We start from the raw sequence: 17,447 nt of genomic DNA, 5'->3' as shown, positions 1-17,447 counted from the left end.
GGGCAAATCTCCATTCATTCAATGAAGGGAAATTCTTATGAAGAAAGTACTGTATGGCATTTTTGCCATATCTGCGCTTGCGGCGACATCTGTTTATGCAGCTCCGGTTCAGGTCGGGGAAGCGGCAGGTTCGGCTGCGACGTCTGCGTCTGCGGGAAGTTCTACCGCGGCCAGCGCCAGCACCGTAAGTTCAGCCGTGGGTGTCGCGCTGGCGGCAACCGGTGGCGGTGATGGCTCCAATACCGGAACCACGACCACCACGACAACCAGCACCCAGTAATAGCGGGTGTTTTAATCATAACCACACTTCGGTGTGGTTATTCTGGCTTTTCAGTAGCCTTCGGGACCTGTAGGCCGGGTACGAGCAGCGCCACCCGGCAATAATGCGGAGAAGAGTCGTGAAGCGACCTGGGATCATCCTGATTTGCCTGCTGTTGCAGGCGTGCTCGGCCACCACCAAAGGGCTGGGAAACTCACTGTGGGAGAGCATGTTCGGCACACCGGGCGTGCATCTGACCGATGACGAACTGCAAAACATGCCGTATGCCAGCCAGTACATGCAGCTTAACGATGGCCCGCAACTGTTTGTGGTGCTCGCTTTCGATGAAAACGGGCAGCAGAAATGGGTGACGCAGGATCAGGCCACCATCGTGACACAGCACGGTCGTATCGTAAAAACCCTGTTGGGCGGCGATAACCTGCTTGAGGTCAATAACCTCGCGGCCGACCCGCTGATCAAACCGAACCAGATTACCGACGGCGCAAGCTGGACGCGTACGATGGGCTGGACCGAACATAAGCAGGTGCGTTACGCCACGGCGCGTTCGACCTTCCGCTGGAACGGCACGGACAGCGTCAGCGTGGGTAGCGATGAAACCCGTGTCCGCGTGCTGGATGAAGAGGTCGTCACCGATCAGGCCACCTGGCATAACCGTTTCTGGATCGACGATGACGGGCAGATCCGCCAGTCCCTGCAGTATCTCGGCGCCGGATTCTTCCCGGTCAAAACCACGCTGATCAAGGCCGCGAAATCATGAAAACACTTATTCGCGTTGCGCTGATCGCAAGCTTTGCCACACCGCTCGCATGGTCTGCCGGGACGGTGAAGGTCTATACCCCGGAGAGCACGCAGCCTAAAACATTGACCAATGCCGGTCATCTTATCGATCTCGTCGGCCAGCCACGCCTGGCAAACAGCTGGTGGCCGGGTGCGGTCATCGCTGAACGCCAGAAGACTGCTGAAGCGGAACAACAGCACAAGGCGCTTCTCGCCAGGCTTACGGGGTTAGCGGAGCAGGAAGACGGCGATGACGCCGCGGCGATTAACAGCGTTCGCCAGCAGCTTCAGGCTCTGAAAATAACAGGACGGCTGCAGGTCAATCTCGATCCGGATGACGTGCGGGTGTCGGAGAACGGCAACCCGGCGCTGGAAGGCGATTACACCCTCTGGCTACCGGCACAGCCTGCCACCATTACCGTCTTCGGACTGATCAGCAGCCCGGGTAACAAGCCTTTTACGCCGGGTCGCGATGTGGCGAGCTATCTTGACGAGCAAAGCCTGCTGAGCGGAGCGGACAACAGCTACGCCTGGGTGGTTTACCCGGACGGGCACACGCAAAAAGCCCCGGTTGCTTACTGGAACAAGCGCCATATCGAACCTGCGCCTGGCAGCGTGATTTTTGTCGGTTTTGCCGACCATTTCTGGACGAAGGCCTATGACGGGCTTAACGCCGATATCCTTCACTCCCTGATTCAGCGGATACCGGAATAATGAAAAGAACCTATCTCTACAGCATGCTGGCGCTTTGCGTGAGCGCCGCCTGCCACGCAGAAACGTATCCGGCACCCATTGGCCCGTCTCAGTCAGACTTCGGTGGCGTCGGTTTAATGCAGACTCCCACCGCGCGAATGGCGCGTGAAGGTGAATTGAGCCTTAACTACCGCGATAACGACCAGTATCGCTACTACTCGGCGTCTGTGCAGCTGTTCCCGTGGCTTGAAACCACGCTGCGCTACACCGACGTGCGCACCAAAAAATACAGCAGCGTTGAGTCCTTCTCTGGCGATCAGACCTACAAAGATAAAGCCTTCGACGTCAAACTGCGTCTGTGGGAAGAGAGCTACTGGATGCCGCAGGTCTCCGTTGGCGCGCGTGATATCGGCGGTACCGGTCTGTTTGATGCGGAATACGTCGTCGCCAGCAAAGCCTGGGGACCGTTCGACTTCTCTCTCGGCCTGGGATGGGGCTATCTGGGCACCAGCGGTAACGTGACCAACCCGTTCTGCTCCTACAGCGATAAATACTGCTACCGCGATAACAGCTATCAGAAAGCGGGATCCATCAATGGCGACCAGATGTTCCACGGCCCGGCATCGCTGTTTGGCGGTGTGGAATATCAGACCCCCTGGCAGCCGCTGCGCCTGAAGCTGGAGTACGAAGGTAATAACTACTCGCAGGATTTCGCCGGGAAGATTGAGCAGAAGAGCAAGTTTAACGTCGGCGCCATTTATCGCGTCACTGACTGGGCTGACGTTAACCTCAGCTACGAGCGTGGCAATACGGTGATGTTTGGCTTCACGCTGCGCACCAACTTTAACGACATGCGTCCGCACTACAATGACAACGCGCGGCCTGCATACCAGCCGGAGCCGCAGGATGCGATCCTGCAGCACTCCGTGGTGGCAAACCAGCTGACGTTGCTGAAATACAACGCAGGCCTCGCCGATCCGAAAATTCAGGTCAAAGGGGATACGCTGTACGTCACCGGTGAGCAGGTGAAATATCGCGACTCGCGGGAAGGGATCGAGCGCGCCAACCGGATCATCATGAACGATCTGCCGGACGGGATCCGTACGATCCGCGTGACGGAGAACCGTCTCAACCTGCCGCAGGTGACAACGGAAACGGACGTCGCCAGCCTCAAGCGCCATCTGGAAGGCGAACCGCTGGGGCATGAAACCGAACTGGTGCAAAAACGCATTGAGCCGATCGTGCCGGACACTACCGAACAGGGCTGGTATATCGATAAATCGCGCTTTGATTTCCATATCGATCCGGTGCTGAACCAGTCCGTCGGCGGGCCGGAAAACTTCTACATGTATCAGCTCGGGGTCATGGCGACGGCGGATCTGTGGCTCACCGACCACCTGCTGACCACCGGCAGCCTGTTTGGCAACATCGCCAACAACTACGACAAGTTCAACTACACCAACCCGCCAAAAGACTCGACGCTGCCGCGCGTGCGTACCCGCGTGCGTGAATATGTGCAGAACGATGCCTACGTGAACAACCTGCAGGCCAACTACTTCCAGTACTTTGGCAACGGCTTCTACGGCCAGGTTTACGGGGGGTACCTGGAAACCATGTACGGCGGCGCGGGGGCGGAAGTGCTGTATCGTCCGGTGGACAGCAACTGGGCATTTGGTATTGATGCCAACTACGTCAAGCAGCGTGACTGGCGCAGCGCGCAGGACATGATGAAGTTCACCGACTACAGCGTCAAAACGGGCCATCTGACCGCCTACTGGACGCCGTCGTTTGCGCCTGATGTGCTGGTAAAAGCCAGCGTCGGTCAGTACCTGGCGGGCGATAAGGGCGGCACGCTGGATATCTCTAAACACTTCGACAGCGGCGTGGTCGTGGGCGGTTACGCCACCATCACCAACGTCTCGCCGGACGAATACGGGGAAGGGGACTTCACCAAAGGGGTGTATGTGTCAATTCCGCTGGATCTCTTCTCGTCAGGCCCAACCCGCAGCCGCGCGGCCATTGGCTGGACGCCGCTGACGCGTGACGGCGGTCAGCAGCTGGGTCGTAAGTTCCAGCTGTACGACATGACGAGCGATAAGAATATTAACTTCCGCTGATGCCTGTTCCCCTCACCCTAACCCTCTCCCCAAAGGGGAGAGGGGATCGCTCGGAGCCTCCTTTTCCCCTTCGCCCCTTTGGGGTGTACGGTCCGGGGTGAGGGGAATCCTCTCCGTTGAATCAAATATAAACAAAAAATATAGATCCACGTCACATTTTTGCGTTATACAGGAACCTCGCCCTGGAGAATGAGGTGCTGTATGACATCCCTGACTCGCCCGCGCGTTGAGTTTATCTCAACTGTTCTCCAGACCGTGCTGAACCTCGGTCTGCTGAGCCTTGGCCTGATACTGGTCGTCTTTTTGGGTAAAGAGACGGTGCATCTGGCGGATGTGCTGTTCGCCCCCGAGCAAACCAGCAAATATGCGCTGGTGGAAGGACTGGTGGTCTACTTTCTCTACTTTGAATTTATCGCCCTGATTGTGAAGTATTTTCAGTCAGGCTTTCACTTCCCGCTACGCTATTTTGTCTACATTGGGATCACCGCGATAGTGCGGCTGATCATCGTCGATCATAAATCTCCCCTCGATGTGCTGATCTACTCGGCGGCGATCCTGCTGCTGGTGATCACCCTCTGGCTGTGTAATTCAAAGCGGCTTAAGCGAGAATAAAAAAATGGCGCTCCGAAGAGCGCCTAACAACAGTCACAAGTTGGGTCAATACAATACGTCTAAAGTTGAGGGTTGCAGTGGCATAACAAAATGAAACTTAACCTTTCACACCGCCCGCCGTCAGGCCGTTGACCAGCCAGCGCTGCGCCAGCAGGAACACCACGGTAATCGGGATGGCAGAGAGTACGGCCGCTGCGGCAAAGTCACCCCACAGGTAGTTTTGCGGGTTGAGGTATTGCTGCATCCCTACGGCCAGGGTGTAGCTGTTAACATCGCGCAGCAACAGCGACGCGACAGGCACTTCGGTGATGGCGGCAATAAACGACAGGATAAACACCACCGCCAGGATTGGCACCGAGAGCGGCAGCAGCACCAGACGGAACGCCTGCCATGGGGTTGCGCCATCCAGCGCGGCTGCTTCTTCCAGCGAACCGTCGATGGTTTCGAAATAGCCTTTAATGGTCCACACATGCAGTGCGATACCGCCCAGATAAGCGAAGATTACGCCGCCGTGGGTGTTGAGACCGATAAACGGCACATACTGGCCCAGGCGGTCAAACAGGGCATACAGCGCCACCAGGGAGAGCACTGCCGGGAACATCTGGAAAATCAGCATCCCTTTCAGCAGCGTCGCTTTGCCCGGGAAACGCATACGCGCGAAGGCGTAAGCGCAGGTGGTGGAAAGCGCCACGATACCAACCGCGGTAATACCTGCGATTTTCACCGAGTTCCACAGCCACAGCAGGACCGGGAACGGCGGCGGCGTGACGCGGCCATCCGCGTGTTCCACGCTGAAGCCCAACGCGAGCTTCCAGTGCTCCCAGGAGATTTCGTCCGGGATCAGGCTCCCGGTGGCGAAGTTACCCGAACGCAGGGAGATGGCGATAACCATCAGCAGTGGGAACATGATCGCCGCGATAAAAATCAGCAGACCTAAGTGCGTCACGAGGAGGCGCAGTTTTTGAGATTTGGGTTGTACCATAGCCATGATCGTTGCCCTCCTTAGTCAAATTTCATACGTGTGGCTTTCAGATTCACAATCGCCAGTGCGCCAACCAGCAGGAAGATCAGGGTGGCAATCGCTGCCGCCAGACCGAAGTCCTGTCCGCCGCCGCCTTCGAAAGCGATACGGTAGGTGTAGCTCACGAGCAGGTCGGTATAGCCTGCCGGCGTGGTGGTGCCAAGACGGTCCGGACCACCGTTGGTCAACAGCTGAATCAGCACGAAGTTGTTAAAGTTAAAGGCGAAGCTGGCGATCATCAGCGGCGTCAGCGGTTTAATGAGCAGCGGCAGCGTAATCTTAAAGAAGTTCTGGAACGGGCCTGCGCCATCCATCGCTGAGGCTTCATACAGGTCGTCCGGGATGGCCTTCAGCAGACCCATGCACAGGATCATCATGTACGGATAGCCCAGCCAGGTGTTCACAATGATAATCATCGCGCGGGCGGTGGTCGGGTCGCTGAACCAGGCTGGTTTGATGCCAAACAGCGCGCTCAACATCATGTTGATTTCACCGAAGCTCTGGTTAAACAGCCCTTTGAAAATCAGAATTGAGATGAACGACGGTACGGCATAGGGCAGGATCAACAGCACGCGGTAAATCGCTTTCCCTTTCAGGGACTCCCACTGAACCAGGCAGGCCAGCACCATGCCCACGGCCACGGTCAGCAGCACGGTCAGCACCGAGAAGACGACTGTCCAGACAAAGATGGCGAAGAACGGTTTCTGAATACCTTCGTCGGTGAACACGCGGGTAAAGTTGTCCCAGCCGATGGTGACGGTATAACCCGGGCTGAGTTTGTCATCACCCCATTTGCCGTCGGCGGTAATGGACTGATAGAAACCAATGTCGTTGTTCGGACGATATTTCACGCCGCTCTGGTTGTTGGTAAGCGTGCCGTCATCCGCCAGGGTATAGAGCGGCTGTGTGCCGGAGAACTGGCGCAGCGAGCTCATCGTCACTTTGCTTTCGTCTGGCAACACGGCAGTGAGCTGGGTCAGCGCCTGACGGTTCTGGGTAATGACGCGCAGGTTGGCACGTTCACCTTCCGGCAGGGCGGCAGCCTCTTTTAAGGCCAGCTTCTGCTCGGCGCCGAACGTGAAGGCGTCGGAGACATAGTATTTGCCGCTAGCTTCGTCAGTGAGCGCTAACTTCCACTCTTTACCGGCAGGATACAGACCGAAGTTAAAGGTCTTGCCGGCCTGATAAGAGCGGTCCAGCAGGACCTGCTGCGCGCGTTCCTGCGCAAGCTGGTTGGTGCTGCTGTAGTTGGTAAACGCAATGGCGATAGTACAAATCAGCGGGAAAAGGACAAACAGCCCCATCCCGGCCACGCCCGGATAGACATAACGCCAGGCATAGGTTTTACGGTTGGCGAAAATATACAGGCCAGCAGAGCTTAAAATCAGCGTCATGATGGCAAACAGATATTCCCCTTGTACGTACATTAAAACAACAAGGTAACCCACCAGCAGACTCAGCAGACCGATCGCTGACCATTTCAGCGCGTCGCTTTGCCACCAGCGTTTCTTTTTAATGACATCCATGGGGTTTTTCCTCTACAACGGTGAAAACTTATCGTCAGGTGGCGCTGCGCTTACCTGACCTACGGATCGTGCCGTAGTCGTAGGGCGGGTAAGCGCAAGCGCCACCCGCCGTTTTTCTGCTTACTTGGTAATACGACCCTGTGCATCTTTCAGCGCGGCATCGACAGTCTGACGACCGCTTGCGGCGTTGATGACGGCAGTACGAGTGGCGTACCAGAACGCGGCCATCTGTGGGATGTTCGGCATGATTTCGCCTTTCTGGGCGTTATCCATGGTGGCGGCGATACGAGGATCTTTCGCCAGCTGATCCTGGAAGGATTTCAGCGCAACAGCACCCAGCGGTTTGTCCTTGTTCACTTCATCCAGACCCTGATCGGTCAGCAGGTAGTTTTCCAGGAACTCTTTCGCCAGCTCTTTGTTCGGGCTGGCCGCGTTGATACCGGCGCTCAGCACGCCAACGAACGGTTTAGACGGTTTGCCTTTGAAGGTTGGCAGCAGCGTCACGCCGTAGTTGATTTTGCTCTTGTCGATGTTGCTCCAGGCCCACGGACCGTTGATGGTCATCGCGGTTTCGCCTTTGTTGAACGCCGCTTCTGCGATGGAGTAGTCAGTATCCGCGTTCATGTGTTTGTTCTTGATGAGGTCAACCAGGAAGGTCAGGCCTGCTTTCGCGCCAGCGCTGTCTACGCCCACGTCTTTCACGTCATATTTGCCGTTTTCAAACTTGAACGCGTAGCCGCCGTCGGCTGCAATCAGCGGCCAGGTGAAGTACGGCTCCTGCAGGTTGAACATCAGCGCGCTCTTGCCTTTCGCTTTCAGCTCTTTATCCAGTTTCGGGATCTCTTCCCAGGTTTTCGGCGGGTTAGGTACAAGGTCTTTGTTGTAAATCAGAGACAGGGCTTCTACCGCAACCGGGTAAGCGATCAGTTTGCCGTTATAGCGAACGGCGTCCCAGGTGAACGGGAACAGCTTGTCCTGGAAGGCTTTGTCCGGGGTGACTTCAGCCAGCAGACCAGACTGTGCGTAGCCACCGAAGCGGTCATGTGCCCAGAAGATAATGTCCGGACCGTCACCCGTTGCCGCAACCTGCGGGAATTTCTCTTCCAGTTTGTCCGGGTGCTCTACGGTGACTTTGATACCGGTGTCTTTCTCGAATTTTTTACCCACTTCGGCCAGGCCGTTATAGCCTTTGTCGCCGTTAATCCAGATAACCAGCTTGCCTTCTTCAATTTTGGCGAGCGCCGGTGCGGAAACCATCATTGCTGCGAGGGCGGACAATGCGAAAACGCGTGCGCCAGTCTTGATATTCATATCTGCCATCCTTTTTGGTGATGTCTCGTGGTATGACTTCAGTGGTTCAACGTGACTCAGTCTCCTTATTTGACATCCTCTTTCCATCCTCCCAACCCCTACGCCCCACCCCCCGTTTGTGTGATCTCTGTTGCATAAATTTAAGTTATGAGTGCTGGCGCACATAAAAACACACTGAATTTTGCAGGCCGCTTCACGAATTTCGCCTCACCCCGCCAGCGACGGTCGCAGAGCCTGCTCTCTCATCCTCCCGCCTCCTCCCCCATAAAAAAGCCGGGGGGTGGAGGATTCAGGAAAGTAATGGATACCCCATAGTGAACTTATCTTGAATGTTTCTGTCGGTGACAGGTTGTAACGAAGGGAGAAGGGCATGGCGAGCGTACAGCTGCGTAATGTAACGAAAGCCTGGGGCGATGTTGTGGTGTCGAAAGACATCAATCTGGACATCCACGAAGGTGAATTCGTGGTATTTGTCGGCCCATCAGGCTGCGGTAAATCAACTCTGCTGCGTATGATTGCCGGTCTTGAAACCATCACCAGCGGCGACTTGCTGATCGGTGATACCCGAATGAACGACATCCCACCCGCCGAACGTGGCGTCGGGATGGTGTTCCAGTCTTATGCACTCTATCCCCATCTTTCCGTGGCCGAGAACATGTCCTTCGGTCTGAAGCTGGCCGGCGCGAAGAAAGAGGTCATTAACCAGCGCGTCACCCAGGTGGCGGAAGTGTTACAGCTGGCGCACCTGCTGGAGCGTAAACCGAAAGCGCTTTCCGGCGGTCAACGTCAGCGTGTGGCGATTGGCCGTACCCTTGTCGCCGAACCGCGCGTGTTTCTGCTCGATGAACCGCTTTCCAACCTGGATGCCGCCCTGCGCGTCCAGATGCGTATCGAAATCTCCCGTCTGCATAAACGTCTTGGCCGCACGATGATTTACGTCACCCACGATCAGGTCGAAGCGATGACTCTGGCGGACAAAATTGTGGTGCTGGATGCCGGTCGCGTGGCGCAGGTGGGCAAACCGCTGGAGCTCTATCACTACCCGGCAGACCGCTTTGTTGCGGGCTTTATTGGCTCGCCAAAGATGAACTTCCTGCCCGTTAAAGTGACCGCGACAGCCATTGAACAGGTACAGGTGGAGCTGCCAAACCGCCAGCAGGTGTGGCTGCCGGTCGACAGCGCCAACGTACAGGTGGGGGCAAACATGTCCCTCGGTATTCGTCCTGAGCATTTACTGCCGAGCCACATCGCCGATGTGACGCTGGAAGGTGAGGTTCAGGTCGTCGAACAGCTTGGTCACGAAACACAGATTCATATCCAGATCCCCGCCATCCGTCAGAACCTGGTCTACCGCCAGAACGACGTGGTGTTGGTAGAAGAGGGTGCCACATTCGCTATCGGCTTGCCGCCAGAGCGTTGCCATCTGTTCCGTGAGGATGGCACTGCATGTCGTCGGTTGCATAAAGAGCCAGGCGTTTAAGCAATCCCAAAAGAAGACACGAAACCGACAGGTGAAGTGTTCAAAGAAAAGCAATGATCTCAGGAGATAGAATGATGATTACTCTGCGCAAACAAGTCCCTCTGGCAATCGCCGTTGCGGCAGGCATCCTGTCTGCCCAGGCAGGCGCCGTGGACTTTAAAGGTTATGCTCGTTCCGGCATTGGCTGGACCGGGAGTGGCGGTGAACAGCAGTGCTTCCAGGCAACAGGTGCTCAAAGTAAATACCGTCTCGGTAACGAATGTGAGACCTACGCCGAGCTGAAACTGGGCCAGGAAGTGTGGAAAGAGGGCGATAAGAGCTTCTACTTCGACACCAACGTCGCGTATTCCGTTTCTCAGCAGAATGACTGGGAAGCCACCAGCCCGGCCTTCCGTGAAGCTAACGTGCAGGGTAAAAACCTGATTGAGTGGCTGCCAGGCTCCACCATCTGGGCCGGTAAGCGCTTCTATCAGCGTCATGACGTTCATATGATCGACTTCTACTACTGGGATATTTCTGGTCCTGGTGCGGGTATCGAAAACATCGACCTGGGCTTCGGCAAGCTCTCCCTGGCCGCCACCCGTTCTTCTGAAGCGGGCGGTTCCGGCACCTTCGCCGATCGCGATATTAACGGCGACCGTACCTATGATCGTATCGTGCCAAACGATGTCTTCGACGTCCGTTTAGCTGGTCTGGAAACCAACCCGGGCGGTACGCTGGAACTGGGTGTTGACTACGGTCACACCAACATTCCAGACGATTACTACCTGCAGCCTGGCGCCTCTAAAGATGGCTGGCTGTTCACTGCTGAACATACCCAGAGCATGATGAAGGGCTTCAACAAGTTCGTACTGCAGTACGGTACGGATTCCATGACCTCTAACGGCAAAGGTATTCCACAGGGCGGTAGCGTTGATAACGATGGCTCCATGTGGCGTGTGCTGGACCACGGTGCAATCACCCTGGCAGACCGTTGGGACCTGATGTACGTCGGTATGTACCAGAACATCGATCGTGATAACAACAACGGTACCGAGTGGTGGACCGTGGGTGTTCGTCCAATGTTCAAATGGACGCCGATCATGAGCACCTTGCTGGAAGTGGGCTACGACAACGTCAAATCTCAGAAAACTGACGACAAAAACAGCCAGTACAAAATCACCCTGGCACAGCAATGGCAGGCAGGCGACAGCATCTGGTCTCGTCCGGCTATCCGTGTCTTCGCAACCTACGCGAAGTGGGATGAGAAATGGGGTTATGCGAACAACGATTCCGGTGCAGCCTACACCCCTGGTGTAGCGTACAGCGATACTTCCGCGAAAACCTTCAGCCGTGGCGACGACGATGAGTGGACCTTCGGCGCCCAGATGGAAATCTGGTGGTAATTCGTTAGACCTGACGTAATGACCTAAAAAGAGGGGTGAAAGCCCCTCTATCCTTAGGGTGCTGCGCGCTATTGCCTGGCCACCGCAGTGCTCACGCTATCAGAGGTAATAACAATGAAAATGAAGAAAAGTCTCGTCGCGCTGTGCCTCTCTGCGGGGCTGATGGCCTGTGTTCCGGCGGTCTCCCTGGCAGATGTGAATTTCGTGCCACAAAATACCAGCGCTGCGCCATCTATCCCGGCGGCGGCGCTCCAGCAACTGACCTGGACACCGGTTGATCAATCCAAAACGCAATCCACCCAGCTTTCTACAGGCGGACAACAGCTGAACGTGCCGGGGATCACCGGGCCGGTTGCCGCCTACAGCGTGCCAGCCAATATTGGTGAACTGACCCTGACGTTAACCAGTGAGGTGGACAAACAGACCAGCGTATTTGCGCCGAACGTGCTGATTCTGGACCAAAACCTGACGCCTTCTGCTTTCTTCCCGAGCAGCTACTTTAGCTATCAGGAGCCTGGCGTGATGAGTGCAGACCGCCTGCAAGGCGTGATGCGCCTGACGCCAGCCCTGGGACAGCAAAAAATTTACGTGCTGGTCTTCACCACCGAGAAAGATTTGCAGCAGACCACAAAGCTGGTTGACCCGGCGAAAGCCTATGCGAAAGGCACCGGCAACTCGGTTCCGGATATTCCGGACCCGCTTGCCCGTCATACCACTGATGGCCTGATCAAACTGAAAGTCTCCACCAACAGCGCCTCCAGCGTACTCGTTGGCCCACTGTTTGGCTCCTCTGGCCCAGGGCCGGTGACCGTGGGGAATACCGCTGCACCTGTCTATGCCGCGCCAGCTGCCACGGCAGCCGCACCGGTAGCGACCGCAGCGCCGGCCCCGGCGAAGAAAGCTGAGCCGGTACTGAACGACACCGAAGAGTACTTCAACAACGCCATTAAGCAGGCGGTGAAGCGCGGCGATGTCGATAAAGCGCTGAAACTGCTTGATGAAGCCGAACGTTTAGGTTCAACCACTGCCCGTTCCACCTTTATCAGCAGTGTAAAAGGCAAGGGGTAACCGTTTCCCCACAGTGCTGATTTGTTAGTAGTTTAGTGCGCCTGAGTGGGCGCACTTTTTTTCGTCTCGTCCAGGTTGTTGCGCCCTTGTTGCGATCGTGATCGTTAAATAACGTTTGGCCCCCCTCAATCCGCGTTTCTGCGATACAATGCCAGTACGTTATGTATCGGAGAGTCTGGCATGTCACACCCCGCGCTAACGCAACTGCGTGCGCTGCGCTATTTCGACCACATCCCTGCGCTTGATCCGCAGCAGCTTGACTGGCTGTTGCTGGAAGATTCCATGACGAAACGTTTTGAGCAGCAGGGGAAAACGGTCACGGTGAACCTGATTCAGGAAGGGTTTGTCTCTGGCGATGAGATCGCCAGCGAACTGCCGCTGCTGCCGCAGGAGCCTCGTTACTGGCTGCGTGAAATTTTACTCTGTGCTGACGGTGAACCGTGGCTTGCCGGACGGACGGTAGTACCCGAGTCCACCCTTTCCGGGCCCGAGCTGGCGCTGCAGCGTCTGGGGAAAACGCCGCTGGGGCGTTACCTCTTCACCTCGTCTGAACTTACCCGGGATTTTATTGAAATTGGTCGTGATGCCGAACTGTGGGGGCGTCGTTCCCGCCTTCGCCTGAGTGGTAAACCGTTAATTCTGACGGAGCTTTTTTTACCGGCATCACCGTTGTACTAAGAGGAAGAAAAAATGGAGTGGAGCCTGACGCAGAATAAGCTGTTGGCTTATCACCGCTTAATGCGTACCGATAAACCTATTGGCGCGTTACTGTTGCTGTGGCCGACCTTATGGGCGCTGTGGGTGGCGACGCCAGGCGTGCCGCCGCTGTGGATCCTTGGCGTGTTTGTTGCCGGGGTCTGGCTGATGCGTGCGGCGGGCTGCGTGGTCAATGACTATGCCGACCGTAAATTCGACGGCCATGTCAAACGGACTGCCGGGCGTCCGTTACCCAGTGGGCAGGTGACCGGGAAAGAGGCCCGCGTGCTGTTCGTTGTTCTGGTGCTGCTCTCCTTCCTGCTGGTGTTAACCCTGAACACCATGACCATTCTGCTCTCCGTGGCAGCGCTGGCACTGGCCTGGGTTTATCCGTTTATGAAGCGCTACACCCATCTGCCGCAGGTTGTGCTGGGCGCGGCGTTTGGCTGGTCGATTCCGATGGCGTTTGCGGCAGTTAGTGAGTCCTTACCGCTCAGCTGCTGGCTGATGTTTCTGGCGAACATTCTCTGGGCCGTGGCTTACGATACCCAATACGCGATGGTTGACCGCGACGACGATCTGAAAATTGGCATCAAATCCACCGCCATTCTGTTTGGCCGTCACGACAAGCTGATCATCGGGATTCTGCAGGTTGCCGTGCTGGCGCTGATGGTGGCGATCGGTCGCCTCAACGGTCTGAACTGGGCGTTTTACTGGTCCGTGCTGGTGGCGGGGCTGCTGTTTGCTTATCAGCAGAAGCTGATTGCGAAGCGTGAACGTGACGCCTGCTTTAAAGCGTTTATGAACAATAACTACGTCGGTCTGGTGCTGTTTTTAGGCCTGGCGATGAGCTATTTCTTATAAAAAAGTCGGGTGGCGGCTTCGCCTTACCCGACCTGTGATCTGGCAGGACATGTAGGCCCGGTAAGCGTTAGCGCCACCGGGCGTTTTTTTACCGGCGACGCAACAGCCGGAGCGCGTTTGCCGTCACCAGCACCGTTGCCCCGGTATCCGCCAGCACCGCCAGCCATAATCCGGTTATGCCCAGCAGCGTGGTGACCAGGAAAATCCCTTTCAGCCCCAGCGCGATGCCGATGTTCTGGCGGATGTTGGCCCGCGTCGCCCGCGCAAGCGCGATCATCTGGGCCAGCCCGGTCAGGCGGTTGTGGGTCAGCGCCGCGTCAGCGGTCTCCAGCGCCACGTCGGTACCGCTGCCCATGGCGATGCCAATGGTGGATGCCTTCATCGCCGGCGCATCGTTAATCCCGTCGCCGACCATCGCCAGCGGTGCGTGTGCGTTCAGCTCCGTCACCGCGCTGACCTTATCCGCAGGCAGCAGGCCGGCTTTAAACTCGAGTCCCAGCTCACCGGCAATGGCCGCCGCCGCGCGAGGGTTGTCCCCGGTTAAAATCACACCCTGCACGCCCAACTGATGCAGCGCCGCCACGGCCTCTCTGGCATCGTCACGCAGGGTATCGCGCAGCGCCAGAATGCCTTTCACGACGCCGTCCAGCATGACGGCAACAACCGTCTGCCCGGCTTTCTCTAACGCCTCGACCTCTGGATTAGCAGACTTGCCAGCCGCGACAATCAGTACCTTTTTACCGTCAACGGTGGCCTCAATCCCTGACCCTACCAGCGCTCGCTGCGCGGTCGCCGCCGGGATAGTTAATCCTCGCGACTGTGCTTCACGCACAATTGCCATCGCCAGCGGGTGAGTGGAACCCTGTTCAACGGCGGCGGCCAGTGTCAGCAGTTCATCTTCACTGATTTCCTGCGGATACACGCCGGTAACCTGCGGCTTGCCGACGGTCAGTGTGCCGGTTTTATCGAAGGCGATTTGTTCAACCTGGCTCAGCTGCTCCAGCGCCGCGCCGCCCTTAATCAACGCGCCGCGACGTGCCGCCGCCGCCAGGCCGGACGTAATGGCCGCCGGGGTGGAGATGACCAGCGCGCACGGGCAGCCGATCAGCAGCAGCGTCAGCCCTTTATAAATCCAACCCTCCCACGGCGCGCCAAAGAACAGCGGGGGAATGACGGTAACCAGCAGGGCAACCAGCATAATGGCGGGGGTGTAGATACGGCTGAAGCGGTCGATGAAGCGTTCGACAGGCGCGCGGCGTTCTTCGGCCTCTTCAATCAGCTTCAGGATACGGTCTATGGCGCTGTCGCCCGGTTCGGAAAGAACCTTAAGCTGCACCAGACGATCGACGCTGGTGGCGCCCGCAGGCACTTTTTCGCCCATTGCGCGTTCCACCGGAATGGACTCCCCGGTGAGAGCACTTTCGTCGAAGCTTGCCGTGGTGGTGAGCAACTCACCGTCCGCAGGCAGACGGCCCCCTGCGGCAACGTCTATCACGTCGCCCGGGCGGAGCGTACTGATGGCGACCGTTTCACGCGTACCGTTTACCACGCGGATGGCGGTTTCCGGTTTCAGGGCCATTAACGCGCTGACCCCTTTACGCGCCCGGCTGGCAGCCCAGCCCTCAAGGCGTTCACCGATTAAGAACAGCAGCAGCACCATTGCCGCTTCTGCCGTCGCACCAATAAACAGCGCGCCGATGGCGGCCACGCTCATCAGCGTTTCGATGGCAAACCAGCTGCCGCTTCTCATCAGACGCCATGCCTGACGGGCAATCGGGAACAGCCCGACAAGGGTGGTGGCGATAAATGCCAGATTGCCAAACGGGTGGTTGATCTGCTCCAGCCCCCAGCTCAGGGCCATCATAATGATGAGCGTAACAAGCGGCAGATTTTCGCGCAGGGATGACGTTTTTTCCGCGGGGGCGGTTTCGCTACGCAGGCTGTAACCGGCCTGGCTGACCGCGGCTTCCACCTGTTTGCTGACGTCCTTTTCGGCGCTGATCAGCAGTTTTTCGGTGGCGAACAGCACCTGAACGTGACTCACGCCCGGAACCTGTTTCACGGCGTTTTCAACTTTACGGGCGCAGGCGGCGCAGTCCATACCGTTGACGATCCAGCTGTAGCGGTTTCCGCTTTCGGGCAGCGGCTGCGTTTGCGTTTCACACGCGCCTTCGCAGCAGCAGTCGTCTTTCGACGGCACCGGGCTGAGCTTAAGCGCCGAGAATTGAGGAACTTTTTTAGGTATTTCTGGAGTCGACATGGCAGTCTCCGGCAATGATAATTTTCTCATTAACCGCAGCATACACTCTGGAGTCGACTCCAGAGTCAAGCGTTATTTAGATATACAGGGAACGCACAATCAGGAAGTGCCCGGCAAAGTAACAGGCGGCGGCAATCGCGTTATCTGCCCGGAAACGGCGGCGATAGTGGCTACCCAGCCAGACGATATTGCCGATCAACAGCAGCGCCGCACCGAAGAATGCGGACATCGCCGGGGCCGTTGGGCGGAAGAACCACAGTTCACCTGCCAGCCATACCATCACCAGCGTCATGGCGATAAACGTGCAGATCGGCAACCGCATCTCTTCCAGACGCGACCAGATCACCGCAATCAGCAGGGCGCCAATCACCAGCAGCACCAGCGGCAGCGGCCAGAAGAACGAGAGCGTCATCTGGCTGGCGAAGTAAATGGTATACAGCAGATGCGACAGGAAGAACGCCCCCACGGCATACAGCAGGCGCTGGCGCGGCAGCAGGGTCAGGGCATCGCCAATCAGGGAGGCGCACAGTCCGGCGAGGACCAGATAGCTTATGGCGTTGAACATCGGTGCTTGCCAGGCAAGCAGCAGGAGCAGCAGCAGTGTGACGGGTTTAAACAGCCAGCGCTGCCAGGTGGGTCCACGGTACGACGCATCGACATAAAGCCATGCGGAAAAACAGACAGCGATAAATGACCAAAGCATATTAACTCCCTGTATCTGTTAAGGCTGAATAATCAGTTTCTCATTCAGTGTAGTGACGCGGGCGGGCGTTTGGCAATGGCGGGGAAGGCAGGGTATCCTGAATTCCGCATAATCTTATGGGATGGTTGAATGAGCAAGATGCCGCTGTTTTTCATTATCGTGGTGGCGATTATCGTTATTGCCGCGTCGTTCCGTTTTGTGCAACAGCGCCGCGAAAAGGCGGATAACGACGCTGCGCCACTGATGCAAAAGCGCGTGATTGTGAGCAACAAACGCGAGAAACCCCTTAACGACCGCCGCTCGCGGCAACAGCAGGTCGCGCCGGCGGGTACCGCTATGCGCTATGAAGCGAGCTTTAAGCCGGAAACGGGCGGTCTGGAGATGACCTTCCGCCTGGAGGCGCCGCAGTACCATCAACTGACGGTGGGGGAGAAAGGGACGCTGAGTTATAAAGGGTCGCGGTTTGAGGGGTTTAAACCGGCGCTGTAATTTTCCCTCACCCCGGCCCTCTCCCAGAGGGAGAGGGTGTAATCGTCCCCTCTCCCTCCGGGTGTACGGTCCGGGGACATAGTGAACACTTGTTCGGGGACATGGTAGACACTTACAACTAAGGCATAAGAACCCGTTTATGGAGTCGCTTATGCCCTGGGATGC

The 17,447-nt window shown here is 57.0% G+C and carries 16 protein-coding genes; 11 read left to right on the top strand and 5 right to left on the bottom strand.

Annotation, left to right across the window (positions count from 1 at the left end; genetic code table 11):
- Nucleotides 1–37: 37 nt before the first annotated feature.
- From yjbE to psiE, 5 genes are all read left to right on the top strand, one after another.
- The gene (gene yjbE, locus GM298_RS22025) at nt 38–280 is read left to right on the top strand and encodes an exopolysaccharide production protein YjbE (protein WP_008503423.1); all 243 of its coding nucleotides are present in this window, start codon (nt 38–40) and stop codon (nt 278–280) included.
- Between the two features lie 118 nt (nt 281–398).
- Nucleotides 399–1,037, top strand: a complete 639-nt coding sequence (locus tag GM298_RS22020; protein WP_025758995.1) for a YjbF family lipoprotein — start codon at nt 399–401, stop codon at nt 1,035–1,037.
- Entirely contained in the window at nt 1,034–1,771 is a 738-nt protein-coding gene (locus GM298_RS22015) for a capsule biosynthesis GfcC D2 domain-containing protein (protein WP_045286174.1), read from the top strand. Before GM298_RS22020 ends, GM298_RS22015 begins: the two co-directional genes overlap by 4 nt.
- Complete coding sequence (locus GM298_RS22010) at nt 1,771–3,867, top strand: YjbH domain-containing protein (protein WP_025758993.1); 2,097 nt, start codon at nt 1,771–1,773, stop codon at nt 3,865–3,867. Before GM298_RS22015 ends, GM298_RS22010 begins: the two co-directional genes overlap by 1 nt.
- A gap of 201 nt (nt 3,868–4,068) precedes the next feature.
- The gene (gene psiE, locus GM298_RS22005) at nt 4,069–4,479 is read left to right on the top strand and encodes a phosphate-starvation-inducible protein PsiE (RefSeq protein WP_021242727.1); all 411 of its coding nucleotides are present in this window, start codon (nt 4,069–4,071) and stop codon (nt 4,477–4,479) included.
- A 97-nt stretch (nt 4,480–4,576) separates the two neighbouring features.
- Here the strand turns inward: psiE and malG are convergent, their stop codons facing one another.
- From malG to malE, 3 genes are all read right to left on the bottom strand, one after another.
- Nucleotides 4,577–5,467 (bottom strand): maltose ABC transporter permease MalG, encoded by an 891-nt coding sequence (gene malG, locus GM298_RS22000; protein WP_025758991.1) that lies wholly within the window; start codon nt 5,465–5,467, stop codon nt 4,577–4,579.
- A gap of 14 nt (nt 5,468–5,481) precedes the next feature.
- Nucleotides 5,482–7,026, bottom strand: a complete 1,545-nt coding sequence (gene malF / locus GM298_RS21995; RefSeq protein ID WP_025758988.1) for a maltose ABC transporter permease MalF — start codon at nt 7,024–7,026, stop codon at nt 5,482–5,484.
- Between the two features lie 120 nt (nt 7,027–7,146).
- The gene (malE, locus tag GM298_RS21990; protein ID WP_032672582.1) at nt 7,147–8,337 is read right to left on the bottom strand and encodes a maltose/maltodextrin ABC transporter substrate-binding protein MalE; all 1,191 of its coding nucleotides are present in this window, start codon (nt 8,335–8,337) and stop codon (nt 7,147–7,149) included.
- A gap of 370 nt (nt 8,338–8,707) precedes the next feature.
- On the opposite strand from malE, the gene malK reads away from it, so the two are divergent.
- The 5 genes from malK to ubiA all read left to right on the top strand — a co-directional run bounded on the left by malK (nt 8,708) and on the right by ubiA (nt 13,830).
- Nucleotides 8,708–9,817, top strand: coding sequence for a maltose/maltodextrin ABC transporter ATP-binding protein MalK (gene malK / locus GM298_RS21985; protein WP_008500080.1), 1,110 nt, complete (start codon nt 8,708–8,710; stop codon nt 9,815–9,817).
- Nucleotides 9,818–9,888: 71 nt separating this feature from the next.
- Nucleotides 9,889–11,202, top strand: coding sequence for a maltoporin (locus tag GM298_RS21980; RefSeq protein ID WP_266155304.1), 1,314 nt, complete (start codon nt 9,889–9,891; stop codon nt 11,200–11,202).
- A 114-nt stretch (nt 11,203–11,316) separates the two neighbouring features.
- On the top strand, nt 11,317–12,270 hold the full coding sequence (gene malM / locus GM298_RS21975; RefSeq protein WP_095450284.1) for a maltose operon protein MalM: 954 nt from the start codon (nt 11,317–11,319) through the stop codon (nt 12,268–12,270).
- Between the two features lie 180 nt (nt 12,271–12,450).
- Nucleotides 12,451–12,948, top strand: a complete 498-nt coding sequence (ubiC, locus tag GM298_RS21970; RefSeq protein WP_266155303.1) for a chorismate lyase — start codon at nt 12,451–12,453, stop codon at nt 12,946–12,948.
- 12 nt (nt 12,949–12,960) lie between these two features.
- Nucleotides 12,961–13,830, top strand: a complete 870-nt coding sequence (gene ubiA, locus GM298_RS21965) for a 4-hydroxybenzoate octaprenyltransferase (RefSeq protein ID WP_025758979.1) — start codon at nt 12,961–12,963, stop codon at nt 13,828–13,830.
- Nucleotides 13,831–13,918: 88 nt separating this feature from the next.
- Here ubiA and zntA read toward each other — a convergent pair whose 3' ends face one another.
- Together zntA and GM298_RS21955 are read right to left on the bottom strand one after the other, a co-directional pair.
- On the bottom strand, nt 13,919–16,090 hold the full coding sequence (gene zntA / locus GM298_RS21960) for a Zn(II)/Cd(II)/Pb(II) translocating P-type ATPase ZntA (protein ID WP_266155302.1): 2,172 nt from the start codon (nt 16,088–16,090) through the stop codon (nt 13,919–13,921).
- A 76-nt stretch (nt 16,091–16,166) separates the two neighbouring features.
- Nucleotides 16,167–16,793 (bottom strand): lysoplasmalogenase, encoded by a 627-nt coding sequence (locus GM298_RS21955; RefSeq protein WP_025758977.1) that lies wholly within the window; start codon nt 16,791–16,793, stop codon nt 16,167–16,169.
- Between the two features lie 129 nt (nt 16,794–16,922).
- Here GM298_RS21955 and GM298_RS21950 point away from each other — a divergent pair, with 129 nt between their 5' ends.
- The gene (locus tag GM298_RS21950) at nt 16,923–17,282 is read left to right on the top strand and encodes a DUF2500 domain-containing protein (protein ID WP_025758976.1); all 360 of its coding nucleotides are present in this window, start codon (nt 16,923–16,925) and stop codon (nt 17,280–17,282) included.
- Nucleotides 17,283–17,447: the final 165 nt, after the last annotated feature.

Origin of the sequence: Enterobacter sp. HSTU-ASh6 (genome assembly GCF_026319105.1) — a bacterium.
Classification (GTDB): domain Bacteria; phylum Pseudomonadota; class Gammaproteobacteria; order Enterobacterales; family Enterobacteriaceae; genus Enterobacter; species Enterobacter sichuanensis.
The sequence above is the reverse complement of the archived record's forward strand: the minus strand, read 5'-3'. Positions and strand labels throughout refer to the sequence as shown.

What these genes read in the sequence shown, in the direction of transcription:
- malE (WP_032672582.1), bottom strand. Translation starts at nt 8,337, where the DNA reads ATGAATATCAAGACTGGCGCACGCGTTTTCGCATTGTCCGCCCTCGCA.
- ubiC (WP_266155303.1), top strand. Translation starts at nt 12,451, where the DNA reads ATGTCACACCCCGCGCTAACGCAACTGCGTGCGCTGCGCTATTTCGAC.
- GM298_RS22015 (WP_045286174.1), top strand. Translation starts at nt 1,034, where the DNA reads ATGAAAACACTTATTCGCGTTGCGCTGATCGCAAGCTTTGCCACACCG.
- psiE (WP_021242727.1), top strand. Translation starts at nt 4,069, where the DNA reads ATGACATCCCTGACTCGCCCGCGCGTTGAGTTTATCTCAACTGTTCTC.
- GM298_RS22010 (WP_025758993.1), top strand. Translation starts at nt 1,771, where the DNA reads ATGAAAAGAACCTATCTCTACAGCATGCTGGCGCTTTGCGTGAGCGCC.
- malK (WP_008500080.1), top strand. Translation starts at nt 8,708, where the DNA reads ATGGCGAGCGTACAGCTGCGTAATGTAACGAAAGCCTGGGGCGATGTT.
- GM298_RS21955 (WP_025758977.1), bottom strand. Translation starts at nt 16,793, where the DNA reads ATGCTTTGGTCATTTATCGCTGTCTGTTTTTCCGCATGGCTTTATGTC.
- GM298_RS21980 (WP_266155304.1), top strand. Translation starts at nt 9,889, where the DNA reads ATGATGATTACTCTGCGCAAACAAGTCCCTCTGGCAATCGCCGTTGCG.
- malM (WP_095450284.1), top strand. Translation starts at nt 11,317, where the DNA reads ATGAAAATGAAGAAAAGTCTCGTCGCGCTGTGCCTCTCTGCGGGGCTG.
- GM298_RS21950 (WP_025758976.1), top strand. Translation starts at nt 16,923, where the DNA reads ATGAGCAAGATGCCGCTGTTTTTCATTATCGTGGTGGCGATTATCGTT.
- ubiA (WP_025758979.1), top strand. Translation starts at nt 12,961, where the DNA reads ATGGAGTGGAGCCTGACGCAGAATAAGCTGTTGGCTTATCACCGCTTA.
- zntA (WP_266155302.1), bottom strand. Translation starts at nt 16,090, where the DNA reads ATGTCGACTCCAGAAATACCTAAAAAAGTTCCTCAATTCTCGGCGCTT.
- malF (WP_025758988.1), bottom strand. Translation starts at nt 7,026, where the DNA reads ATGGATGTCATTAAAAAGAAACGCTGGTGGCAAAGCGACGCGCTGAAA.
- malG (WP_025758991.1), bottom strand. Translation starts at nt 5,467, where the DNA reads ATGGCTATGGTACAACCCAAATCTCAAAAACTGCGCCTCCTCGTGACG.
- yjbE (WP_008503423.1), top strand. Translation starts at nt 38, where the DNA reads ATGAAGAAAGTACTGTATGGCATTTTTGCCATATCTGCGCTTGCGGCG.